The sequence below is a fragment of the Halobellus inordinatus genome (assembly GCF_024464655.1).
In the GTDB taxonomy this organism is placed as follows: Archaea; Halobacteriota; Halobacteria; order Halobacteriales; family Haloferacaceae; genus Haloquadratum; species Haloquadratum inordinatus.
Genome location: NZ_JANHAV010000001.1, coordinates 291,712 through 309,863, shown reverse-complemented (window position 1 = coordinate 309,863; position 18,152 = coordinate 291,712). Strand labels below are relative to the sequence as shown.

20 protein-coding genes are annotated in these 18,152 nt (G+C 67.1%); 11 read left to right on the top strand and 9 right to left on the bottom strand.

Going from position 1 to position 18,152, the window contains the following annotated elements:
• Window positions 1-31 precede the first annotated feature (31 nt).
• On the bottom strand, window positions 32-835 hold the full coding sequence (locus NO347_RS01555) for an MBL fold metallo-hydrolase (protein ID WP_256287959.1): 804 nt from the start codon (window positions 833-835) through the stop codon (window positions 32-34).
• A 111-nt stretch (window positions 836-946) separates the two neighbouring features.
• Window positions 947-1,219, bottom strand: a complete 273-nt coding sequence (locus NO347_RS01550) for a MarR family transcriptional regulator (RefSeq protein WP_256287958.1) — start codon at window positions 1,217-1,219, stop codon at window positions 947-949.
• 200 nt (window positions 1,220-1,419) lie between these two features.
• On the opposite strand from NO347_RS01550, the gene NO347_RS01545 reads away from it, so the two are divergent.
• Both NO347_RS01545 and NO347_RS01540 read left to right on the top strand, forming a co-directional pair.
• Window positions 1,420-2,142, top strand: coding sequence for a class I SAM-dependent methyltransferase (locus NO347_RS01545; protein ID WP_256287957.1), 723 nt, complete (start codon window positions 1,420-1,422; stop codon window positions 2,140-2,142).
• Between the two features lie 123 nt (window positions 2,143-2,265).
• Window positions 2,266-3,168, top strand: coding sequence for a glycosyltransferase family 2 protein (locus NO347_RS01540; RefSeq protein WP_256287956.1), 903 nt, complete (start codon window positions 2,266-2,268; stop codon window positions 3,166-3,168).
• 102 nt (window positions 3,169-3,270) lie between these two features.
• Here the strand turns inward: NO347_RS01540 and NO347_RS01535 are convergent, their stop codons facing one another.
• Window positions 3,271-4,101: an amidohydrolase family protein gene (locus tag NO347_RS01535; protein WP_256287955.1), complete on the bottom strand. Its 831-nt coding sequence runs from the start codon at window positions 4,099-4,101 to the stop codon at window positions 3,271-3,273.
• Window positions 4,102-4,349: 248 nt separating this feature from the next.
• On the opposite strand from NO347_RS01535, the gene thsA reads away from it, so the two are divergent.
• The gene (gene thsA / locus NO347_RS01530; protein WP_256287954.1) at window positions 4,350-5,918 is read left to right on the top strand and encodes a thermosome subunit alpha; all 1,569 of its coding nucleotides are present in this window, start codon (window positions 4,350-4,352) and stop codon (window positions 5,916-5,918) included.
• Between the two features lie 78 nt (window positions 5,919-5,996).
• Here the strand turns inward: thsA and NO347_RS01525 are convergent, their stop codons facing one another.
• Window positions 5,997-6,803 (bottom strand): SAM hydrolase/SAM-dependent halogenase family protein, encoded by an 807-nt coding sequence (locus NO347_RS01525; RefSeq protein ID WP_256287953.1) that lies wholly within the window; start codon window positions 6,801-6,803, stop codon window positions 5,997-5,999.
• A gap of 7 nt (window positions 6,804-6,810) precedes the next feature.
• Entirely contained in the window at window positions 6,811-7,347 is a 537-nt protein-coding gene (locus tag NO347_RS01520) for a nicotinamide-nucleotide adenylyltransferase (protein WP_256287952.1), read from the bottom strand.
• Between the two features lie 166 nt (window positions 7,348-7,513).
• Between NO347_RS01520 and lonB the strand changes: the two genes are divergently transcribed.
• Together lonB and NO347_RS01510 are read left to right on the top strand one after the other, a co-directional pair.
• Complete coding sequence (lonB, locus tag NO347_RS01515) at window positions 7,514-9,673, top strand: ATP-dependent protease LonB (RefSeq protein ID WP_256287951.1); 2,160 nt, start codon at window positions 7,514-7,516, stop codon at window positions 9,671-9,673.
• Between the two features lie 5 nt (window positions 9,674-9,678).
• The gene (locus NO347_RS01510; protein ID WP_256287950.1) at window positions 9,679-10,653 is read left to right on the top strand and encodes a CPBP family intramembrane glutamic endopeptidase; all 975 of its coding nucleotides are present in this window, start codon (window positions 9,679-9,681) and stop codon (window positions 10,651-10,653) included.
• 35 nt (window positions 10,654-10,688) lie between these two features.
• Here the strand turns inward: NO347_RS01510 and NO347_RS01505 are convergent, their stop codons facing one another.
• A complete protein-coding gene (locus NO347_RS01505) occupies window positions 10,689-11,141 on the bottom strand; it encodes an MGMT family protein (protein ID WP_256287949.1) in 453 nt (150 codons plus the stop codon).
• Window positions 11,142-11,272: 131 nt separating this feature from the next.
• Between NO347_RS01505 and trpC the strand changes: the two genes are divergently transcribed.
• The 6 genes from trpC (at window position 11,273) to NO347_RS01475 (ending at window position 15,799) form a co-directional block, all read left to right on the top strand.
• Window positions 11,273-12,151 carry an indole-3-glycerol phosphate synthase gene (gene trpC, locus NO347_RS01500; RefSeq protein WP_256287948.1) on the top strand — a complete coding sequence of 293 codons (879 nt, stop codon included), beginning with the start codon at window positions 11,273-11,275 and terminating at the stop codon, window positions 12,149-12,151.
• On the top strand, window positions 12,148-13,395 hold the full coding sequence (gene trpB, locus NO347_RS01495; RefSeq protein ID WP_256287947.1) for a tryptophan synthase subunit beta: 1,248 nt from the start codon (window positions 12,148-12,150) through the stop codon (window positions 13,393-13,395). Before trpC ends, trpB begins: the two co-directional genes overlap by 4 nt.
• A 1-nt stretch (window position 13,396) precedes the next feature.
• Entirely contained in the window at window positions 13,397-14,236 is an 840-nt protein-coding gene (gene trpA / locus NO347_RS01490) for a tryptophan synthase subunit alpha (protein WP_256287946.1), read from the top strand.
• A gap of 27 nt (window positions 14,237-14,263) precedes the next feature.
• On the top strand, window positions 14,264-15,058 hold the full coding sequence (locus NO347_RS01485) for a 2-amino-3,7-dideoxy-D-threo-hept-6-ulosonate synthase (protein WP_256287945.1): 795 nt from the start codon (window positions 14,264-14,266) through the stop codon (window positions 15,056-15,058).
• Between the two features lie 160 nt (window positions 15,059-15,218).
• On the top strand, window positions 15,219-15,377 hold the full coding sequence (locus NO347_RS01480) for a DUF7559 family protein (RefSeq protein ID WP_256287944.1): 159 nt from the start codon (window positions 15,219-15,221) through the stop codon (window positions 15,375-15,377).
• Window positions 15,374-15,799: an Hsp20/alpha crystallin family protein gene (locus NO347_RS01475; protein WP_256287943.1), complete on the top strand. Its 426-nt coding sequence runs from the start codon at window positions 15,374-15,376 to the stop codon at window positions 15,797-15,799. Before NO347_RS01480 ends, NO347_RS01475 begins: the two co-directional genes overlap by 4 nt.
• 34 nt (window positions 15,800-15,833) lie before the next feature.
• Here the strand turns inward: NO347_RS01475 and NO347_RS01470 are convergent, their stop codons facing one another.
• From NO347_RS01470 to NO347_RS01460, 3 genes are all read right to left on the bottom strand, one after another.
• Window positions 15,834-16,433, bottom strand: coding sequence for an NUDIX hydrolase (locus tag NO347_RS01470; protein ID WP_256287942.1), 600 nt, complete (start codon window positions 16,431-16,433; stop codon window positions 15,834-15,836).
• Window positions 16,434-16,495: 62 nt separating this feature from the next.
• The gene (locus NO347_RS01465; RefSeq protein ID WP_256287941.1) at window positions 16,496-16,993 is read right to left on the bottom strand and encodes a DUF7109 family protein; all 498 of its coding nucleotides are present in this window, start codon (window positions 16,991-16,993) and stop codon (window positions 16,496-16,498) included.
• A complete protein-coding gene (locus NO347_RS01460; protein ID WP_256287940.1) occupies window positions 16,990-18,132 on the bottom strand; it encodes a glycosyltransferase family protein in 1,143 nt (380 codons plus the stop codon). Before NO347_RS01460 ends, NO347_RS01465 begins: the two co-directional genes overlap by 4 nt.
• Between the last annotated feature and the right edge of the window lie 20 nt (window positions 18,133-18,152).

The following is an 18,152-nucleotide window of genomic DNA, read 5'->3' as shown; positions in this document are numbered from 1 at the left end:
GATCAGCAACAAACGCTCCGACGCCGACCCGTCAGCGCGCTTCGACGGTCTCGGCCGTTCGGTCGAACACGACCGAGTTCTCCACGTCCAGTTTATCGAGGTGCGCGACGACGGTCGCCCGCGCGAGATCACGGACGCCCGTGAGATCGGCGTCGTAGGCGGCGTCGAGCACCGCATCGACGCTTGTGGCACCCGATCGGACGGCATCGAGGACCCGCTGTTCGCGGTCGAGTCGGTGCCGAAGCAGGCGTTCACAGGTGGCCCGCGTGTCCGCAATGGCGGGGCCGTGTCCAGGGAACAACTGCGATGGATTCCGGGCGTAGAGCCGCCGGAGTGCGACGAGGTACGCGCGGATGTCTCCCTCGGGCGCGGCGACGGCGACGCTCCCCTCGGCGACGGCGACGTCGCCGCAGAGCGTCCCGCTCGCAGTCTCGAAGGCGACGTGGTCGGGCGCGTGCCCCGGCACGTCGATCACGGAGACGCCGTCACCGATCGGCAGTTCGCTCCCCTCGACGAACGTCCGATCGGGCCGGATCCCCGCAGCCCGCGCAAAGTGGTCTTCGCGGCCGCGACGGCACCAGACGGTCGCGCCCGTCTCGGCGGCGTACGGTTCGACACCACCGATATGGTCGGGGTGTGCGTGCGTGACGGCGATGTGGTCGACGGTGGCGTCGGCGACCGCGGCGTCGAGGTCGTCGGTCCGGGCGGGCGGATCGACGAGCAGTGCGGAATCGTCGCCGACGAGGTACGCGTTCGTCGAGCCGGTCGGCACGCGGCCGTCGACCGGGACGGAGATGCGGCGAACGGGGGCATCGCGTTGGCGGGCCGAAGTCACGACCCGAGTTACTGGCCGTCGGAAGAAAACGCTACCGTCACGTCTCCCGTAGTGAGTGAGCGGCGCGTAGAAGAAAACGGGAAGCGACGGAGGACGAGTCGCCGAAAGCCGTCAGGTGTTGAGGTAGTAGACCTGCTTTCGGGCGTCTTTGAAGCTGTATCGGGAGCCGACGAGGTCGGCGTCTTCCAGACGGTTGAGCGCGTAGCGGACGGTCCGGTCCGGAAGGAGCGATTCTTCGGCGAGTTGCCCCTGCGAGAGCGGCGCGTCGCCTTCGAGAACCTTGGCGACGAGTTTCGCGCTCGGCGGCAGTTCCCGGAGCCGGTCGCGGTACTCCGCTTCCGAGAGGGGATCGTCGCCGTCGATTTCTGCGGTACTGGTGCTCATAGGCACACAGAGCAACGTATTCCTGGTAAATGTTGTCTACAAGTGAGACAATATAATCCGTAGACCTTAAACACATACAAGGGTGTAGAATTCACATCCGAATACGGGCAAGCGGACGGATCGTCGATCCGTTCAAGCGATGGCGGACGCGACGCGCATCCAGTACGGTTTTAGTCCGCGAGCGTGGACTGGCAGATAGCGTGAAAGGAAAGGAGTGGTACCAGGCTGACGACGTCGCCCAGGAGTACGACTCGAAGCGGTTCTCACGGGGCGGGAGACTCATCGACAGCCGCGAGAAACGGGCCGTCGTCGAAGCGATCGGACCTGTCGAGGACAAAGACGTCCTCGAAATCGCCTGCGGGACGGGGCGGTTCACCGTGATGCTGGCCGAACGCGGGGCGAACATCGTCGGACTCGACATCTCCAACGCGATGTTGGCCCAAGGCCGCGAGAAGGCTCGGCAGGCCGGCGTCGCCGACCACATCGAGTTCCTCCGCGGCGACGCCGCCCGGCTGCCCTTCCCCGACAACCACTTCGACGCCGTCTTCGCGATGCGGTTTTTCCACCTCGCGGAGACGCCGGCGAAGTTCATAGCCGAGATGGCTCGCGTCTCGAAAGACATCGTCTTCTTCGACACCTTCAACGAGCAGAGCACCCGCGTCGTCTACAATTGGCTGCTCCCGATGGGCTCGCATCTCTACTCCTCGGATCAGGTCGAACGGCTGCTCGACGGCGCCGGCCTGTCGATGGTCGACGCCGCACACGACTTCCTGCTCCCGTACGGCTTCTACCGCAAGATTCCGAACGGCATCGCCCAGGAGTTCCGCGACCTCGACACGTCGATCGGCGAGACGTCGGTCGGCGACGCGCTGGCGTCGGTCTCCTACTGGACTGCGACCGTCGACACCGCCAAGCACGGATAGCGCGAGCAGTTCCACGAGCGTCGTCTCGTACTCCGACCGCTCCGCCGCCGAATCGCCCGGCGAGTCCGAGTCGCGGTCGGCCCGAGGTGCGACATTTAAGTTCTCGTGTCGCAACCGACGGGTATGGAGCTCTCGGTAGTGGTCCCGACCCTGAACGAACGGGACCATCTCGCGGCCACGCTCGACGTCCTGGCCGCGCACGCCCCCGACGCCGAGGTCGTGGTGGTCAACGGCCCCTCGGCCGACGGGACGACGGGGATGATCCGTGACCGAGACGACGTCGACGTGCTCGTGGAAGTCTCCGATCGGACGCTGAACGTCTCTCGCAACGCGGGGATTCGAGCCGCGTCGGGCGATGTCGTCGCTTTTCTCCGACACGACCTCGCCATCGAAGAGGGCTGGACGGCCGCCATCGAAGCAGGGCTACAGAACGCGGCAGTCGTGACGGGTCCCATCCACGAGACGCTGCCGGCCGGGATGACGACGACCGCGCCGGAGACCCGGCAGATCCGCGGGCGCGACGTGACGTACTTCAACGGCGGCAACGTCGCCTTCCGCGCCACGGTGCTCGACCGCCTCGACGGCTTCGACGAGTACCTCGAAACCGGAGGTGCACGCGACGCCGCACACCGACTTGCCGGACTCGGCTACGACGTCGCCTGGGAGTCAGAGATGTCCGTCCGCACGGAGTACGAGGCCGATGGCGGGGTCGACGAACGCGACCACAGGTGGAAGTATCGGGCGCTGACGTATCGGCTGGTGAAAAATTACGGCCTCCGCCCGACCGTCCTCCGTCGGATCGTTTCGCACGCGGGCTCGGATGCGATTGCGGCCGCCCGCGACGTCGTCGCAGGCGATGCCACACCGACGGGCTGGGTCGGCACCGGACGCGACGTGGTCGCCGGCGTCGCGACCGGCTGGTCGGACGGCCTCGTCGCTCGCGCGAGAGATCAGAGCCCGACCCGGAATCCGCACGGCTGCTCGAAGCGCGCTGACCGGGCGGTCGCGAGGTACGACTGGCGCTGACCGCGGGCCTGAACCGGGAAGTCATAGGGGTTATCGTAAGTCCTCATAGATTTCTCGCCAGACGTTACGGCGAGAATCTCCGAACAGTGACGAGAATCCCTATCAGTCTTCGCCGGGGGCGAGTGCGGGGACGACCCGTGAGGGGTTCGTCGAGAACGCGCGGCGCATCGCGTCCTCGGAGACGTCGAGCGTCAGAATCTCCATCACGCCGACGTTCGGGTGCGTCTCGGGTGCCCCGCTCCCGAACAGCACGCGGTCGGGATGTTCCAGCAGCGCGCGTTCGAGGACGCTCCGGAAGTGGACGTGTTTCGTGTCCAGATAGAGCTGATCGTACTGATCGAGGAGTTCGATGGCCTCGAGCATCAGTTCGCGGTCGAGCGGATAGCCGCCGAAGCCGGCGAGAACGACCGGAAACTCGCGATCCGAGAGCGTCTCGGCGACTGCCGCGGGCGGAAACTCGCGGCCGCCGTCGACGACGACCGGGAGTCCGACGTCCTCCAGTTGATCCAGCGTCGCCTCGTCGGGGAGCCCGTCTCGGTCGGGGGCGAGCGTGAAGCCGTGAAACCGATCGTCGTAGGCGTACTGCTCGATGTCTTCGGGACTGGCGTGGTGTGACGCCCGCGAGGCGGTGAGGTTACGGAGCCGAGCCGACGCACGGGAACTCGGGTCGCGCGGGCCGTCGATGCGGGCGAACGCCAGGAACGGTCGCTCGACGCTCAGCCGCGCGACCGCGTTGTTCGCCCGGAGGTATCCTTCGTCGGCGGGGCGGCTCCCCGGCGAAACGACCGCCTTGACGACGCCCGCCTGGTGGAGTTCGCGTTCGAGCGATTCGGGCGTCGTCTCGCGGCCGCGGCTCGCGACCTCCGCCTCGTCGGTCGGATCCAACCGCGCGTGGAGGTCGACGACCCGAAACCCGTGGTTCAACTCGAGCATCGTCGGACACTGTCGCGGCGACGCAAATATACCTTGGCGAATGCGTCCGCTGCGTGCGGGCGGCTCCCGTCGTGCCCTGGCACCCCGTGAAACATACATATAGTGTCACAAACCGTCGCTCGCTTGCTGGCACTCCGTAGCGAGAAACACACAATCACGCTTAGAATCCCCTTATCGGCATTCAGACCCTAAAATTCGAAATGTACATATAGAACTGCTAACGTCTTTTCCGTCGAGGTTCCATAAATATGTCGACACGTATGCAGCCACTGTACGTTCTCTCCGGAAGCAGCGAGCGCACCCGCGGGGGTGACGCACAGGACTCGAACATCCGGGCGGGCAAGGCCGTCGCGAGCGCCGTTCGAACGACGCTCGGCCCGCGCGGGATGGACAAGATGCTCGTCGATTCGGGGGGCAACGTCGTCGTCACCAACGACGGCGCGACGATTCTCGAGGAGATGGACATCGAACACCCGGCCGCTCAGATGATCGTCGAGGTCGCACAGACCCAAGAAGAGAGCGTCGGCGACGGCACCACCACCGCATCGGTACTGACGGGCGAACTCCTCTCGCACGCAGAGCACCTCCTCGACGACGACCTCCATCCGACGGTCATCATCGAGGGCTACAACGAGGCCGCCCGACTCGCCCAGGAGGCAATCGAGAACCAGGTGCTCGACGTGACACTCGACGACGACGTGCTGGCGGCCGTCGCGGAGTCGTCGATGACCGGCAAAGGAACCGGCGACGTCACCGCCGACGTGCTCGCGCGCCACGTCGTCGACGCCGTCCGCGCGGTCCACGACGGAAGCGAACCCTTCGACGCCGACGACGTGCGCATCCTCACCCGCACGGGCGCGTCGTCGTCGGCGACCGAACTAGTCGAGGGCGTGGTCGTCGACAAGTCGCGCGCTCACGGCGGAATGCCCCGATCTGTCGAGGACGCGACAGTCGCCGTCCTGACGACGAAACTCGACGTCCGCGAGGGCGAAGCCGGCACCGAATACAGCATCTCCTCAGTCGACCAACTCGAAGCCGCGATCGAGGCCGAAGACGCGGAACTCCGCGGGTACGCGACGGCACTGGCGGACGCCGGCGTCGACGTCGTCTTCTGCACGAAGTCGATCGCCGACCGCGTCGTCGACCACCTCGCGCGGCAGGGCATCCTCGCGTTCAAGAGCGTGAAGTCCGCGGATGCGCGCGCTATCGCCCGGGCGACCGGCGCGAAGCAACTCGGCGACGTGCGCGATCTCGATCCCGCCGACTTCGGCCACGCAGACCGGATCGCGACCCGGACGTTCGGCGACGACGAACTCACCTTCGTCGAGGGCGGCGACGCCGCGAAAACGGTGACGCTCCTGCTCCGCGGCGGGACCGAACACGTCGTCGACGAACTCGAACGGGCGATTTCGGACGCCGTCGACGTCACCGTCGCCGCGATCGACGCGGGCGGCGTCGTCCCCGGCGCCGGCGCGACCGAAGTCGCGGTCGCGGATCACATCCGCTCGGCAGCGAGCGGCGTGCAGGGACGCAAACAGCTCGCGGTCGAGGCCTTCGCCGACGCCGTCGAGGCGCTCCCGCGCACGCTCGCGACGAACGCCGGAATGGACCCGATCGACGCCGTCGTCGAACTCCGATCGACGTTCGACCGCGACGGCGTCGCGGGGATTCTCTCGACGGGGCGAACTGGCGAAGTTGGCGACCCGATCGAGGCGGGCGTTTTCGACCCCGCGGCCGTGAAGCGCGAAGCCGTCACCGCCGCCACTGAAGCGGCGACGATGATCATCCGCATCGACGACGTCATCGCCGCGAAGTAAGCGCGTCTCGCACCCAATAAGCGTCCTTCCCCCAGAAGCGCCCTTCCCCCAGAAGCGCCCCTCCCCCAGAAGCGCGCCTCACTCCGAGAACACGACGTCGTCACCGGGGGCGAGGTCGAACGCTTCGTCGCCGCGTCCCCGATTCACGTCGCATTCGACGTAGCCGTGACTGCCGACGGTCACCAGGCGTGCGCCCTCGGGAACGTCCGCGAACGCAGTCGCGACGGTCGCGGAGGTGCCGTTCACGCCGAGGTCGTCGCCCTCACGACCGTCGAGGAAGGAGCCGGTGACGTTCGTGATCGCGTTGCCGAAGTCGTCGACGACGAGGACTTCGCCGCGCGCCTCGTTCGCGCCGGGATCGAGCGTCGGCTCCGGGAACCGGCAGTCGACGACTGTTTCGGGTGCGTCAGCGGCGACGAGCGTCTCCGCCTGTGTCACCGCGTCGATCGATCCGACGGCGTCGACGCCTGCTTCGTGGACTTCGGCGGCGGCAGGGGCGAACACGTCCCGACCGTGGAACGTCGACGAGGCGGGGTCGGCGTAGTCGTAGACGAAGCACTCGATGGGGACGGTCTCGTCAGTGTTCGCAACGAGGCGACGCGCCGCCGGCAGCAACACGCCGTTGTCGGGGCCGACGAGCGCGTGCTCACCCGCGCGGACGACGAGCGCGTCGCGGTCGGTGCCGACGCCGGGGTCGACGACGACGAGGTGGACCGCGGGCGGGAAGTACGGGAGCGTCTCGCGACACCAGAACGCGGCGGCGCGGACGTCCTGGCGGGGAAGATCGTGGGCGACGTCGACGAGGCGGGCGTCGGTGTGCTGGAGGACGACGCCTTTCATCGCGGCCGGGTACGGGGAGCCGAAATCGGAGGCGAGCGTGAGCATTACTCTCTCACTCGGGGTCCGTACTGCTATCGCCGTTAGTAGCGTCGGTGTCGCTGACGCTCTGGATGCGCTCTATGCCGTTGATCTCGTCGATGACGTCGACGACGGGGTCCGGCACCAGACTCTGCCAGTCCTCGCCGTGGATCATCCGCGAGCGGAGTTCCGCGCCTTCGAGGACGTCCCGATTGAACATCGGCGACTGGCGGACGTCGACGCCCGCCTCCGAGAACAGTTGGATGACGAGCGGGTTGTTGGAGTAGGCGACGTCGAACGCGGGCGACATACTCTGGACGTGGCTCACCCAGACGGAGTTCCGGTCGAGGTCCTCGATCGGGACCGCGTAGGTAGTGATATCGAGGTCCGAGACGGACTTCGTCACCATCATCACGCGCTCGCCGGCCGTGAACGGATTCCGCGGGCTGTGAGAGTCGCCAGCCGATCCGATCCCGAGGACGAGTTCGTCGACTTCACGTGCGATCTCCTCGACCATCCGGTGGTGCCCGTTGTGGTAGGGCTGGAACCGGCCGATATAGAACCCCCGCATACCACAACTGTGGCTGCCATCATTTATAAATACCCCGAGACGCGGCAGAGCTGTAATACAGCACATAAGCGGCCTGAAACAGTCGATATCGCGGATGCAGCCCCGATACATTCGAGGAGAAAGTATATCAGTCGCCCGGCCTACCGTATAGGTAGCGAAGTATTCTATGAGTAACGACACGGAAGCCGACGAGAACGCCCCCGAAGAGGGGGGCGGCGTCACCGACGAGGCGCCCGACTCACCGCCGTCTGACGGCAGTGAGCGGTTCCCCGACGGGGTCGCCGACGAACCGTCCGACGGAGCCGTCGGACCCGACGAGCGAGGCGACCGTCCCGGAGACCGGAACGGTCAATCCGATGGAAGCGTCGAGGGAACCATCGAGGACCTCGGAAGCGACGTCGAAGTCGACGCCGAGGTCGCAGAGGACGTCGACGAAGACGACCTCCTCGGTGGACTGCGGATCGACTCCACGGAAGAGATCGACGTTCCGGACCGGCTCGTCGACCAGGTCATCGGGCAGGAACACGCCCGAGACGTGGTAATGAAGGCTGCAAAGCAACGGCGGCACGTGATGATGATCGGCTCGCCCGGGACGGGCAAGTCGATGCTCGCGAAGGCGATGTCGGAGCTGCTGCCGCCCGAAGAACTGCAGGACGTCCTCGTCTATCACAACCCCGACGACGGGAACAACCCCAAGGTTCGGACCGTTCCCGCCGGGAAAGGCGAGCAGATCGTCGAGGCCCACAAAGAGGAAGCGAGAAAGCGCAACCAGATGCGCTCGTTCCTCATGTGGATCATCATCGCGATCGTCATCGGCTACTCGTTCATCATCGCCGGGCAGATCCTGCTCGGCATCCTCGCAGCCGGTGTCATCTACCTCGCGTTCCGCTACGGCTCGCGCGGTGGCGACGCGATGGTGCCGAACCTCATCGTGAACAACGCCGACACGACGACCGCGCCCTTCGAGGACGCGACCGGCGCTCACGCCGGTGCACTGCTCGGCGACGTCCGCCACGACCCGTTCCAGTCCGGTGGGATGGAGACGCCGAGCCACGACCGCGTCGAACCCGGCGCGATCCACAAGGCGAACAAGGGCGTGCTGTTCATCGACGAGATCAACACGCTCGACATCCGCAGCCAGCAGCACCTGATGACGGCGATCCAGGAGGGCGAGTTCTCGATCACCGGCCAGTCCGAGCGCTCCTCGGGCGCGATGGTCCAGACCGAACCCGTCCCGACGGACTTCATCATGATCGCCGCGGGGAACCTCGACGCGATGGAGAATATGCATCCCGCCCTGCGCTCGCGGATCAAGGGCTACGGGTACGAGGTGTATATGGACGACACCATCGAGGACACCCCAGAGATGCGCCGGAAGTACGCCCGCTTCGTGGCCCAGGAAGTCAGCAAGGACGGCCGCCTGCCGGAGTACTCCGCCGAGGCGATCGAGGAGATCATCCTCGAAGCGCGGCGGCGTGCCGGCCGCAAGGGCCACTTGACGCTCAAACTGCGTAATCTGGGTGGGCTCGTCCGGGTTGCCGGCGACATCGCCCGCTCGGAGGACGCCGACGCCGTCACGCGCGATCACGTGCTGCAGGCGAAGGGTCGCAGCCGCTCGATCGAACAGCAGCTCGCGGACGACTACATCGAGCGCCGGAAAGACTACGAACTGCAGGTCTCGGAAGGCTACGAGGTCGGCCGCGTCAACGGGCTCGCCGTGATGGGCGAAGACTCGGGCATTATGCTCCCCGTGATGGCCGAAGTCACGCCGTCGCAGGGTCCCGGTGAGGTCATCGCGACCGGCCAGCTGAAGGAGATGGCCCAAGAGGCCGTCTCGAACGTCTCGGCGATCATCAAGAAGTTCTCCGACGAGAACATCTCCGAGAAGGACATCCACATCCAGTTCGTCCAGACCGGCCAGCAGGGCGTCGACGGCGACTCCGCGTCCATCACGGTCGCGACCGCGGTCATCTCCGCGCTCGAAAATATGGGCGTCGATCAGTCGCTCGCGATGACCGGCTCGCTGTCGGTCCGCGGCGACGTGCTCCCGGTCGGCGGGGTCACCCACAAGATCGAGGCCGCCGCCAAGTCCGGCTGTGACCGGGTCATCATCCCGGCCGCGAATATGCAAGACGTGATGATCGAAGAGGAGTACGAGGAGATGGTCGAGATCATCCCCGTCTCCCACATCAGCGAAGTGCTCGACATCGCGCTCGAGGGCGAGCCCGAGAAGGACTCGCTCGTCGACCGCCTCAAGAGCATCACCGGCTCGGCGCTCTCGCAGGGCGAGAACGTCTCCGGACCCTCTAGCCCGAGCCCGCAGTAACGTCTATGCCCCAGTGGGCGACGTTCGCCGGATTCGCGTTCGTCGTCACCGCGGGAGTCCTCTTACTTTCGCACGCGTCACGCGGCGTGCTTTCCGAACGAGATCACACACAGAGCGACGGCGACGTCGATCAGCAGGGGCGAGCCGCGAGGCCGCGATCGACCGACGCCGATAGTGAGACCGGCGCGAACGCCGCCGCTCGCGGCTCGGAGACAGATCGCGGCGAGCCCACCGAAGTCGGAGCGTTTCAGCGCGTCGACGCGGCCGACGAGGCTGCGAAGGCGCGCCACGACGAGGAGACGATCGTGCTGCCGAAGTCCGGCGTCGAGTACCGGGTGACAGATGCGGGTCTGAATCAGGGCGGGTCCGCGCCCGCACGGGAACTCTCGACCGCGTCACTACTCGCGAACGTCGCCGTCTCGCAGGGCTTCTTTGGCGTGCTCCTGCTCTCAGGTGCGTGGTACGCCGAGATCCCCGCGTGGGCGTTCGGCGTCGCTGCAGAAACTGTCAGCGTGCGCGCCCTCGCGATCGGCGTCGGCCTCGGTCTCGCGCTCTACGCCGCGAACGAGGCCGGCGCGGCCGTCGGCGCCCAGTTCGGACTCGGCGAGGGCGAGCGACTGCGAAGCGCGCTCGCACCGGACACGCTGCTCGGTTGGGCGGTCCTGTTGCTCGTCGTTTTGCCCATCATCGCGGGCTTCGAGGAACTGCTCTTTCGGGGAGCACTCGTCGGCGTCGTCGCGGCCGGCTACGACGTCTCACCGTGGGTGATGGCCGTCGTTTCCTCGGGTGCATTCGCGCTTGGACACGGCGCACAGGGTCGCCTCGGTGTGCTCGTGACCGGGACGCTGGGCTTCGTCCTCGCGGCGGCGTTCGTCGTGACTGGAAGTCTCCTCGTCGTCGTGGTCGCGCACTATCTCGTGAACGCGCTGGAGTTCGTCGTGCACGAAGGACTCGGCGTCGAGTGGGCACGCGATAACTGATAGCGTGGGGCGCTTCCGACGTTCTGCAGGTCTTCTCAAATCGACTCGATCTCTCGCAACCGTTCTGTGACCGACGCGGGCGCGCCACTCGGGGCGTCGCGGACGCGATGGTCCGGGACGAAAAGCGGCACCGGATTCTCCGCTAACGCGGTTCGCGCAGTCTCCACGTCCTCGGCTTCGTCGGGGTCGAGGTCGGCCATCCGCATCACGCGGTCCAGTGACACTGTCTCGCCGTAGGGGACGTTTCGCGTCGCTTCCAAGACGCGCCGCTGTTCGGTCGGGACCGTGAGTGCGACCTCGACGTCGTCGAAGTGGTCGGACGCGCCGTCGAGGTACGCGAAGGCGCGATCCAGCAGCGGGTGATCGGATGCTGCGTCCGCCGGCGGCGACGCCGGGAACGAGACGCTGATCACGCGGCCGCTGGCGATCCCGATCTCGATCGCCCGGCCCAGCCGGTCGGATTCGCGGGCGAAGACGCCGACGTCCATACTCCCGCGTTGCGCGCCATCGCTCTTGAACGTTCGCGATACCGGACCCGCGTCGCTCCGCTGACCGCCGAGGATGGACCCGGCCGCGACGCGCAAGTCTTATGTGCAAATACGTCCGTTAATGGACATAGATGAACGCTAGTGAGGACAAACTTGCCCCCGAGGTGCGGTCGATCCTCGCGGCGGCCCGCGAGCGGTCCGGCGGTGAGGGGACGCTCGACGTCGACGCGCGGTCGTTCCCCGAGGCGGTCGCGACGGCGGAGGCGGCCGGACGCGTCCCCGTCGTCGCCGAGGTCAAGCCGACCAGCCCGACGACCGACGGCGAACGGACCGACGATCCGGTCGCGCTCGCGCGTGAGATGGTTGCGGGCGGCGCGACGGCGCTGTCGGTCCTGACCGAGCCCGAACACTTCGGCGGGTCGACGGAGAACCTTCGGCGCATCCGCGAGGCCGTCGACGTACCGGTGCTTCGCAAGGACTTCGTCGTCCGCGAGGAGCAACTCGACGTCGTCGAATCGGATCTGGTCTTACTCATCGCGCGCTTCCTCGACGAGGACGACACGGACTCCCTCGCGGCCCTGTACGAGGCAGCCGAAGAGCGGGGGTTCCAGCCGCTCGTTGAGGTTCACACGCGCGCGGAACTCGACCGAGCGCTCGACGTCGGCGCGGAGATCATCGGCATCAACAACCGTGACCTGGGGAAGTTGGAAGTCAATCTGGGGACGTTCGAGCTGCTCGCCCCTCACGTTCCCGAGGACGTGACACTCCTCGCCGAGAGCGGCGTGGCGAGCGTCGATGACGTCCGGCGGATGCGCGCCGCGGGCGCAGACGCGCTCCTGATCGGGACGGCCATTATGGACGGCGACGTCGAGACGAACACCGAGCGACTCACCACGGCCGACGCCGAGCGTACGAACAGGGATTCGACGGCGGAGGCGGCAAGCACAGACGCGACAGCGGTGACAGACGCGAAAACGACAGACACAGCCACGGATACCGACACACGATGACACAGCAATACGCGGACGGCAAGTTCGGCAAGTACGGTGGACAGTACGTACCAGAGGCGCTGATGCCGGCGATCGAAGAGTTGACCGACGCCTACGAGCGCTACGTACTGGAGAACGAGGACGGATTTATGGACGAGTTCCGCGCGCGACTGCGGGACTTCGGCGGGCGCCCGACGCCGACGCAACACGCCGAGCGCCTCTCGGAGCGCTACGGCCGCGATGTCTACTTAAAGCGCGAGGACCTGCTCCACGGCGGCGCGCACAAACTCAACAACGCGCTCGGCCAGGTCCTCCTGGCGAAGTATATGGGCAAAGAGCGGATCGTCGCCGAGACCGGCGCGGGACAGCACGGCACCGCGACGGCGATGGCGGCAGCCCACCTGGATATGCCCTGTGAGATCTACATGGGCGAGCGCGACATCAACCGCCAGCGCCCGAACGTCTTCCGGATGCGGCTCAACGGCTCGGAGGTCAATCCGGTCACGACCGGCCGCGGCACGCTGAAAGAAGCCATCTCCGAGACGATGCGCGACTGGGCGACGAACGTCGAGGACACCCACTACGTCATCGGGTCGGTCGTCGGCCCGCATCCCTTCCCGGCGATGGTCCGCGACTTCCAGGCGGTCATCTCCGAGGAGGCACGCCGCCAGCTTCGCGAACAGACGGGCGGACTCCCGGACTCGGTGCTCGCGTGCGCCGGCGGCGGGTCGAACACGATGGGGACGTTCGCGCACTTCGTCGACGACGAAGACGTCGGGCTGTACGCCGTCGAGGCCGGCGGCTCGACGCTCGAAGTCGACGAGGAAGCGGGAGTCGCGCCGAACTCCGCGTCGCTATCGACGGGCGAGGAGGGCGTCCTTCACGGGGCGCGGACCAAGCTCCTCCAGGACAGCGACGGCCAGATTATGGAGAGCCACAGCGTCTCCTCCGGCCTCGACTACGCCGGCGTCGGCCCCGAACTCGCCCAGCTCGTCGACGAGGAGCGCGTGAACGCGGTCAACGTCGACGACGACTGCGCGCTGGAAGCGTTCCACCGGCTCTCACAGCTCGAAGGCGTGATCCCCGCGCTGGAGACAGCCCACGCGTTCGGCTACCTGGAAGAAAATTACGAGGACCTCGGGGAGACGGTGCTGGTGAACGTCTCCGGCCGCGGCGACAAGGACCTCGAAACCGTCATCGAGGAGACCGAAAACCGAGACATCGAGGCCGCGCCGTCGCTGGCGGAGTTCTCGGGAGGGATCTGAGATGGCCGACGACCTCGACGCCGCGTTCGCCGACGGGCCGGCGTTCGTCCCGTATCTCGCCGCCGGCGACCCCGACTACGAGTCCTCGCTGAAATACGTCGAGGCGCTCGAACGCGGCGGCGCGGACGTCATCGAACTCGGCCTCCCCTTTTCGGAGCCGGTCGCCGAGGGATCGACGATCCAGAACGCCGTCGTGCGGGCGCTCGAAGGGGGAATGACCCCGGATCGGTTCTTCCAGTTCGTCGACGACCTCGACGTGGACGTTCCGCTGGTCTGTATGACCTACTACAATCTCATCTTCCAGTACGGCGACGAGCCCGGGCCGCGGCCGTTCGTCGAGCGCGCCGCGGAACTCGGCCTCTCGGGGTTCGTGGTCCCCGACCTCCCTGCAGAGGAGGCCGACCCCCTGCGGGACGCGTGCGACGAGTTCGGACTCGACCTCGTCTTCATCGTCGCTCCCACGACGCGCGGCGAGCGCCTGGACCGAATTATGTCGCAGGTCTCCGGCTACGTCTACGTACAGGCGCGGCTGGGCGTCACCGGCGCGCAGGACGACGTTTCCGGACAGACCGAGGAGAGTCTCGAACGCCTCGCCGACTACGACGTGCCGAAGGCCGTCGGGTTCGGGATCAAGACCGGCGATCACGCCGAGCGGATCGTCGCCGCCGGGGCGGACGGAATCATCGTTGGGAGCGCGCTCGTCGACATCGTTGCGGAAGGTCACGAGACCGGGAAATCGGCGGACGCCGTCGCCGCGCGGCTGGAAGAGAAGGCCCGCGAACTGAAGGACGGCGCCCTGCGCGGATACGAACAACGCGTGCCCCAAGCGGAAGGCAAATAACCGACGGTTGCCACAGTTTCTCACACGATGAACGCAGGACTCACAGCCCGACTCGATCGCATCTCGACAGGGGGGCGATACCTCGTCGTCCCGATGGACCACGGTATCACACTCGGCCCTGTAAAGGGCCTCGTAGACCTCGAATCGACAGTCGACTCGATCACGCGCGGCGGCGCGGACGCCGTCCTCACGCAGAAAGGCGTCGCACCGCGCGTCCACGGAAACAAGAACGGGAAAGGCTACATCGTCCACCTCAACGGCTCGACGGTCATCGGTCCCGACGAAGAGGACAAACGGCGGACGGGCTCGGTCGAAGAAGCGCTCCGCGCGGGTGCGGACGCGGTCTCCTTCCACATCAACATCGGCAGCGATCACGAGCCCGATCAGCTGACCGAACTCGGCGAGCTGACCGAAACCGCCCACCAGCTCGGGATTCCGGTCCTCGCGATGAGCTACGCGCGCGGGCCGGGCGTCGACGAACACGACGCCGAGAGCCTCGCACACGCCGTCCGCATCGCCGAGGAACTCGGTGCCGACGTCGTGAAGACCGCCTACTCCGGCGACGCTGACTCCTTCGAGCGCGTCTGTGAGGCGACGCGGCTCCCCGTCGTCATCGCCGGTGGTAGCCGCGGGACTGACCGCGAGACCGCAGAGATGGTCCGCGGCGCGATGGACGCCGGCGCGTCGGGCGTCTCGATGGGGCGTTCGATCTTCCAGCACGACGACCCCGAAGCGATCACCCGGACCGTCAGCGCGATCATCCACGACGACGCCGACGTCGACGAGGCAGTCGAGGCCGGCGGCCTCGGTCTCGAAGCGTAACCGACGCCGATTACCGCCCGGCGGGCGGTCGTATTCTCCTCTCCTCGCGCCCTGTAGCGACGATGGTGGTCTCACGTCGCCGTCCGGCAGCGGCCCGCTCCCGTCCGGCAGAGCGGGCCGAGCCCGCGCGTTTATCATCGTGGCGAGCCAAGCCGTGGATATGCCTACTACGCTCGAAGTACGGTGCACCGACGACGAGTGCGAGATGGATATGTTCGAGCTTCATTACACGTACGATATGCCCGACGACGTCGGCGTCGCCGACTTCGTCTGTCCGTACTGCCGCGGGAGCGAGCCCCTGGAGGCGATCAAGCTATGAGCGGCTTCAGAAAGCTCAGCGACCTCGGCGATCCCGAGCGGTTGCGCGAGATCGGCGAATCGGTCGCCGAGAACGCACTGGAACGCGTCGGCCGCAGCGTCGCGCGCGTGCAGGAGCGAAAGCCGCTGCCGTACGACCTCTTAGAGAGCGACGACGCCTACCTCGTCGTCTTCGACGCGCCGGGCGTCCGCGAGAAAGACGTGCAGGTGCGCTTCGAGAACAGCGAGGTACAGGTCCGCATCGACCGCTTCCGTGACTTCTATGAGGGCTTCGAGATGCGCTTTCCCGGACGCGGGCTCGCCTTAGACGGGGCGGCGCGGCTTCCCGAAGGGGCCGCCGTCGACGCCGAAAACGCCTCGGCGACCGTCACCGACGCGGGCACGCTCCGAATCAGACTCCCGAAGCGCGGCGACGACGCCTGAGCGCCGAGCGGCCCTTTCTCTCGCGTCTCGCGTCCTACACCGGAAGCTCCGCGTCTGAGTCGACGACGCGGTCCGGTTCCTCGGGGACGGTCCAGTCGGTCGTCAGTTCGAGCAACTGCGCGAGCATCAGCCCGGTCGCCCCCCAGACGGTGTAGTCGCCGACGTGGAAGTAGTGAATGCGGCGGCAGCCGTAGCCGGAGAACTCGCGCCGTTCGGATTCGTAGTTGTCGAGGTCGACGAGGTCAGAGACGGCGAGCGGGACGACTTCGGCGACCTCGCGTTCGTCTGGATCGTACGCGCGGTTGGGGACTGCGGCGACGAACGGCCGTACGGAGTAGTCAGTCACCGTCAGGATGTCGTCGAGACGGCCGAAGACGGCCGCCTCCTTGGACCGCAGTCCGATCTCCTCGTCGGCCTCGCGGAGCGCTGTAGTCTGGAGCGTGCCGTCTTCGGGTTCGCGTGAGCCGCCGGGGAAACTCATCTGTCCGGGGTGCTCCCCGAGGTGGTCCGCGCGCTTCGTGAACAGGACGTGCGTTTCCCCGTCTCGTACCAGCACCGGGGCGAGGACCGCCGCCTGTTGGCCCGCGCCGCCGACCGGCTCCGGTGTATACGCCGACACCCGCGAGAGATCCATACTCGGGGTGGGGTACGAGCCGAGGGGGCTTATACTGTCGGCCGGCTCTTTATGTGAGTGAGTTACGAGTCGCCGTCGAGCGCGTCGTCGAGTCGCGCGCGGATGTCGTCGACTGCGACAGTATCGGACCACACGTCGACGTCGTACGTCACGTCGAGGAGCCGACGCATTTCGGCGTCGTCCTCCTCCGCGACGGCTCGCGCGGCCGCCGTTCTGAGGCGTTCGGCGACGGCCGCGTCGGCGGTCTCGCGGTCCACCTCGCGCGTGGGCACCTCGAGAATGTGCGGCAGGTCTTCGACGTGCTCGGGGAGCGACGGAAAGGCGGCCGGGCCGGGCGCGAGCAGCGTCTCCCCGTCGTCCTCGTAGCGGACGAGCGCGAACGCCGCGATCGCGTCGTCGACGGCCTCGGCAACGACGTCCGCGTCGACGCTTGCCTGCCGTTTGAACGCCAGTTCTTCGAGGGCTTCCTCGAGTTCGCCGGGAGCGAGCGCACCGAAGAGGTCGACGACGCCGGCGAGTTCGTCCCGCTGTAAGTCACTCGCCCGGAAATCGTCCGTCACTCGCCGCCTCCCGCGTCGATCGGTGGCGCGCTCGTCGTTCCCGGTCCAATCGCGTCCTCGAGGTCGGACGTGGCTGCGTCGAGCACCGCATCCGCAGTGATCGGCGCGTTCTCCCACGCCGGGAGGCGATCGTCGCTTCCCGTCGGTTCGGTGACCGCCGCCGCGTAGCGTGTCACCTGCCGCCGCTCGTGGTCCCGGTCGAAGTGGAAGTCGTTGAACGCCGCATCCATCGCGTACTGCTCGACGAGCGTCTCTGCCGTCGTCCGATAGCGCTCTGGGAGCGTCTCGAAGTCGACGTCGATGCCGTGTTCGAGGACGCCCCGCAGGAGCGTCTCGCCGACCGATCGGCTCATCTCCGAGAGCCCGGCCGAGCCGTCGACCGCGCGATGGTCGTGTTCGTACGTGCCGAGGTCGACCTGTGCCGTTCCCTCGAACCCGGCGACGTCGAACGCGTCGCCGAGGGTTCCGACTTCGAGCCCCCACTTCCGAGGCGTCCGGATCCGGCGGGCCGTCTCGGCCGTCGCAGCGAACTCGCCCGCGAGTGCGTAGCGGAAGGAATCGAGATACTGGAGATAGGGGTCGGGATGGGCATCGACGAGCGCGCGGACGAGCGGGACGTAGAAAAGCCGAAAGAGCCGCCCGTAGAGGCGCTGGTCTTCGACGCGCGCGTAGTAGCCCTTCGAGAAGTCGTAGCCGTTCGCCAGCGGGAACAGCAGTCGACGGACGAACGACTCGTCGTAGGTCGTCGTGTCGGCGTCGTGGACGACGACGAACTCCGCTTCGGCTGCGCGGCCGAGCGCCAGCCACACGTCGCGGCCCTTTCCGCGACCGCCGGCGAGACCGGCATCGGCGAGCAACTCCGCGAGGCGTGGGCCGTCACACCACAGCAGTTCCAGCCGTAGGTCGTACGTCGAGAGCCACTCGTGGACCGACGCGACGCGCTCGGGGGCGGCGCGGAGCGGAACGACGACCCGAGCGGGTTCCAGCCGTTCGAGCGTCTGTAGCACCCGGTCTGCGGCCGCGCCCTGACAGTCGCGCTCCGTCATCGGCACGACCACCGCCGCGCGCCCGGTCGGAGCGGTCGGGAGCGGATCGGCGAGACCGTGGAGTGTCGTCACCCGCGCTTGCACGTACTCCATCGAAGCATTCTCAGGGCGGA

What these genes read in the sequence shown, in the direction of transcription:
- NO347_RS01550 (WP_256287958.1), bottom strand. Translation starts at nt 1,219, where the DNA reads ATGAGCACCAGTACCGCAGAAATCGACGGCGACGATCCCCTCTCGGAA.
- NO347_RS01540 (WP_256287956.1), top strand. Translation starts at nt 2,266, where the DNA reads ATGGAGCTCTCGGTAGTGGTCCCGACCCTGAACGAACGGGACCATCTC.
- NO347_RS01535 (WP_256287955.1), bottom strand. Translation starts at nt 4,101, where the DNA reads ATGCTCGAGTTGAACCACGGGTTTCGGGTCGTCGACCTCCACGCGCGG.
- thsA (WP_256287954.1), top strand. Translation starts at nt 4,350, where the DNA reads ATGTCGACACGTATGCAGCCACTGTACGTTCTCTCCGGAAGCAGCGAG.
- NO347_RS01525 (WP_256287953.1), bottom strand. Translation starts at nt 6,803, where the DNA reads ATGCTCACGCTCGCCTCCGATTTCGGCTCCCCGTACCCGGCCGCGATG.
- NO347_RS01520 (WP_256287952.1), bottom strand. Translation starts at nt 7,347, where the DNA reads ATGCGGGGGTTCTATATCGGCCGGTTCCAGCCCTACCACAACGGGCAC.
- lonB (WP_256287951.1), top strand. Translation starts at nt 7,514, where the DNA reads ATGAGTAACGACACGGAAGCCGACGAGAACGCCCCCGAAGAGGGGGGC.
- NO347_RS01510 (WP_256287950.1), top strand. Translation starts at nt 9,679, where the DNA reads ATGCCCCAGTGGGCGACGTTCGCCGGATTCGCGTTCGTCGTCACCGCG.
- NO347_RS01505 (WP_256287949.1), bottom strand. Translation starts at nt 11,141, where the DNA reads ATGGACGTCGGCGTCTTCGCCCGCGAATCCGACCGGCTGGGCCGGGCG.
- trpC (WP_256287948.1), top strand. Translation starts at nt 11,273, where the DNA reads ATGAACGCTAGTGAGGACAAACTTGCCCCCGAGGTGCGGTCGATCCTC.
- trpB (WP_256287947.1), top strand. Translation starts at nt 12,148, where the DNA reads ATGACACAGCAATACGCGGACGGCAAGTTCGGCAAGTACGGTGGACAG.
- trpA (WP_256287946.1), top strand. Translation starts at nt 13,397, where the DNA reads ATGGCCGACGACCTCGACGCCGCGTTCGCCGACGGGCCGGCGTTCGTC.
- NO347_RS01485 (WP_256287945.1), top strand. Translation starts at nt 14,264, where the DNA reads ATGAACGCAGGACTCACAGCCCGACTCGATCGCATCTCGACAGGGGGG.
- NO347_RS01480 (WP_256287944.1), top strand. Translation starts at nt 15,219, where the DNA reads ATGCCTACTACGCTCGAAGTACGGTGCACCGACGACGAGTGCGAGATG.
- NO347_RS01475 (WP_256287943.1), top strand. Translation starts at nt 15,374, where the DNA reads ATGAGCGGCTTCAGAAAGCTCAGCGACCTCGGCGATCCCGAGCGGTTG.
- NO347_RS01470 (WP_256287942.1), bottom strand. Translation starts at nt 16,433, where the DNA reads ATGGATCTCTCGCGGGTGTCGGCGTATACACCGGAGCCGGTCGGCGGC.
- NO347_RS01460 (WP_256287940.1), bottom strand. Translation starts at nt 18,132, where the DNA reads ATGGAGTACGTGCAAGCGCGGGTGACGACACTCCACGGTCTCGCCGAT.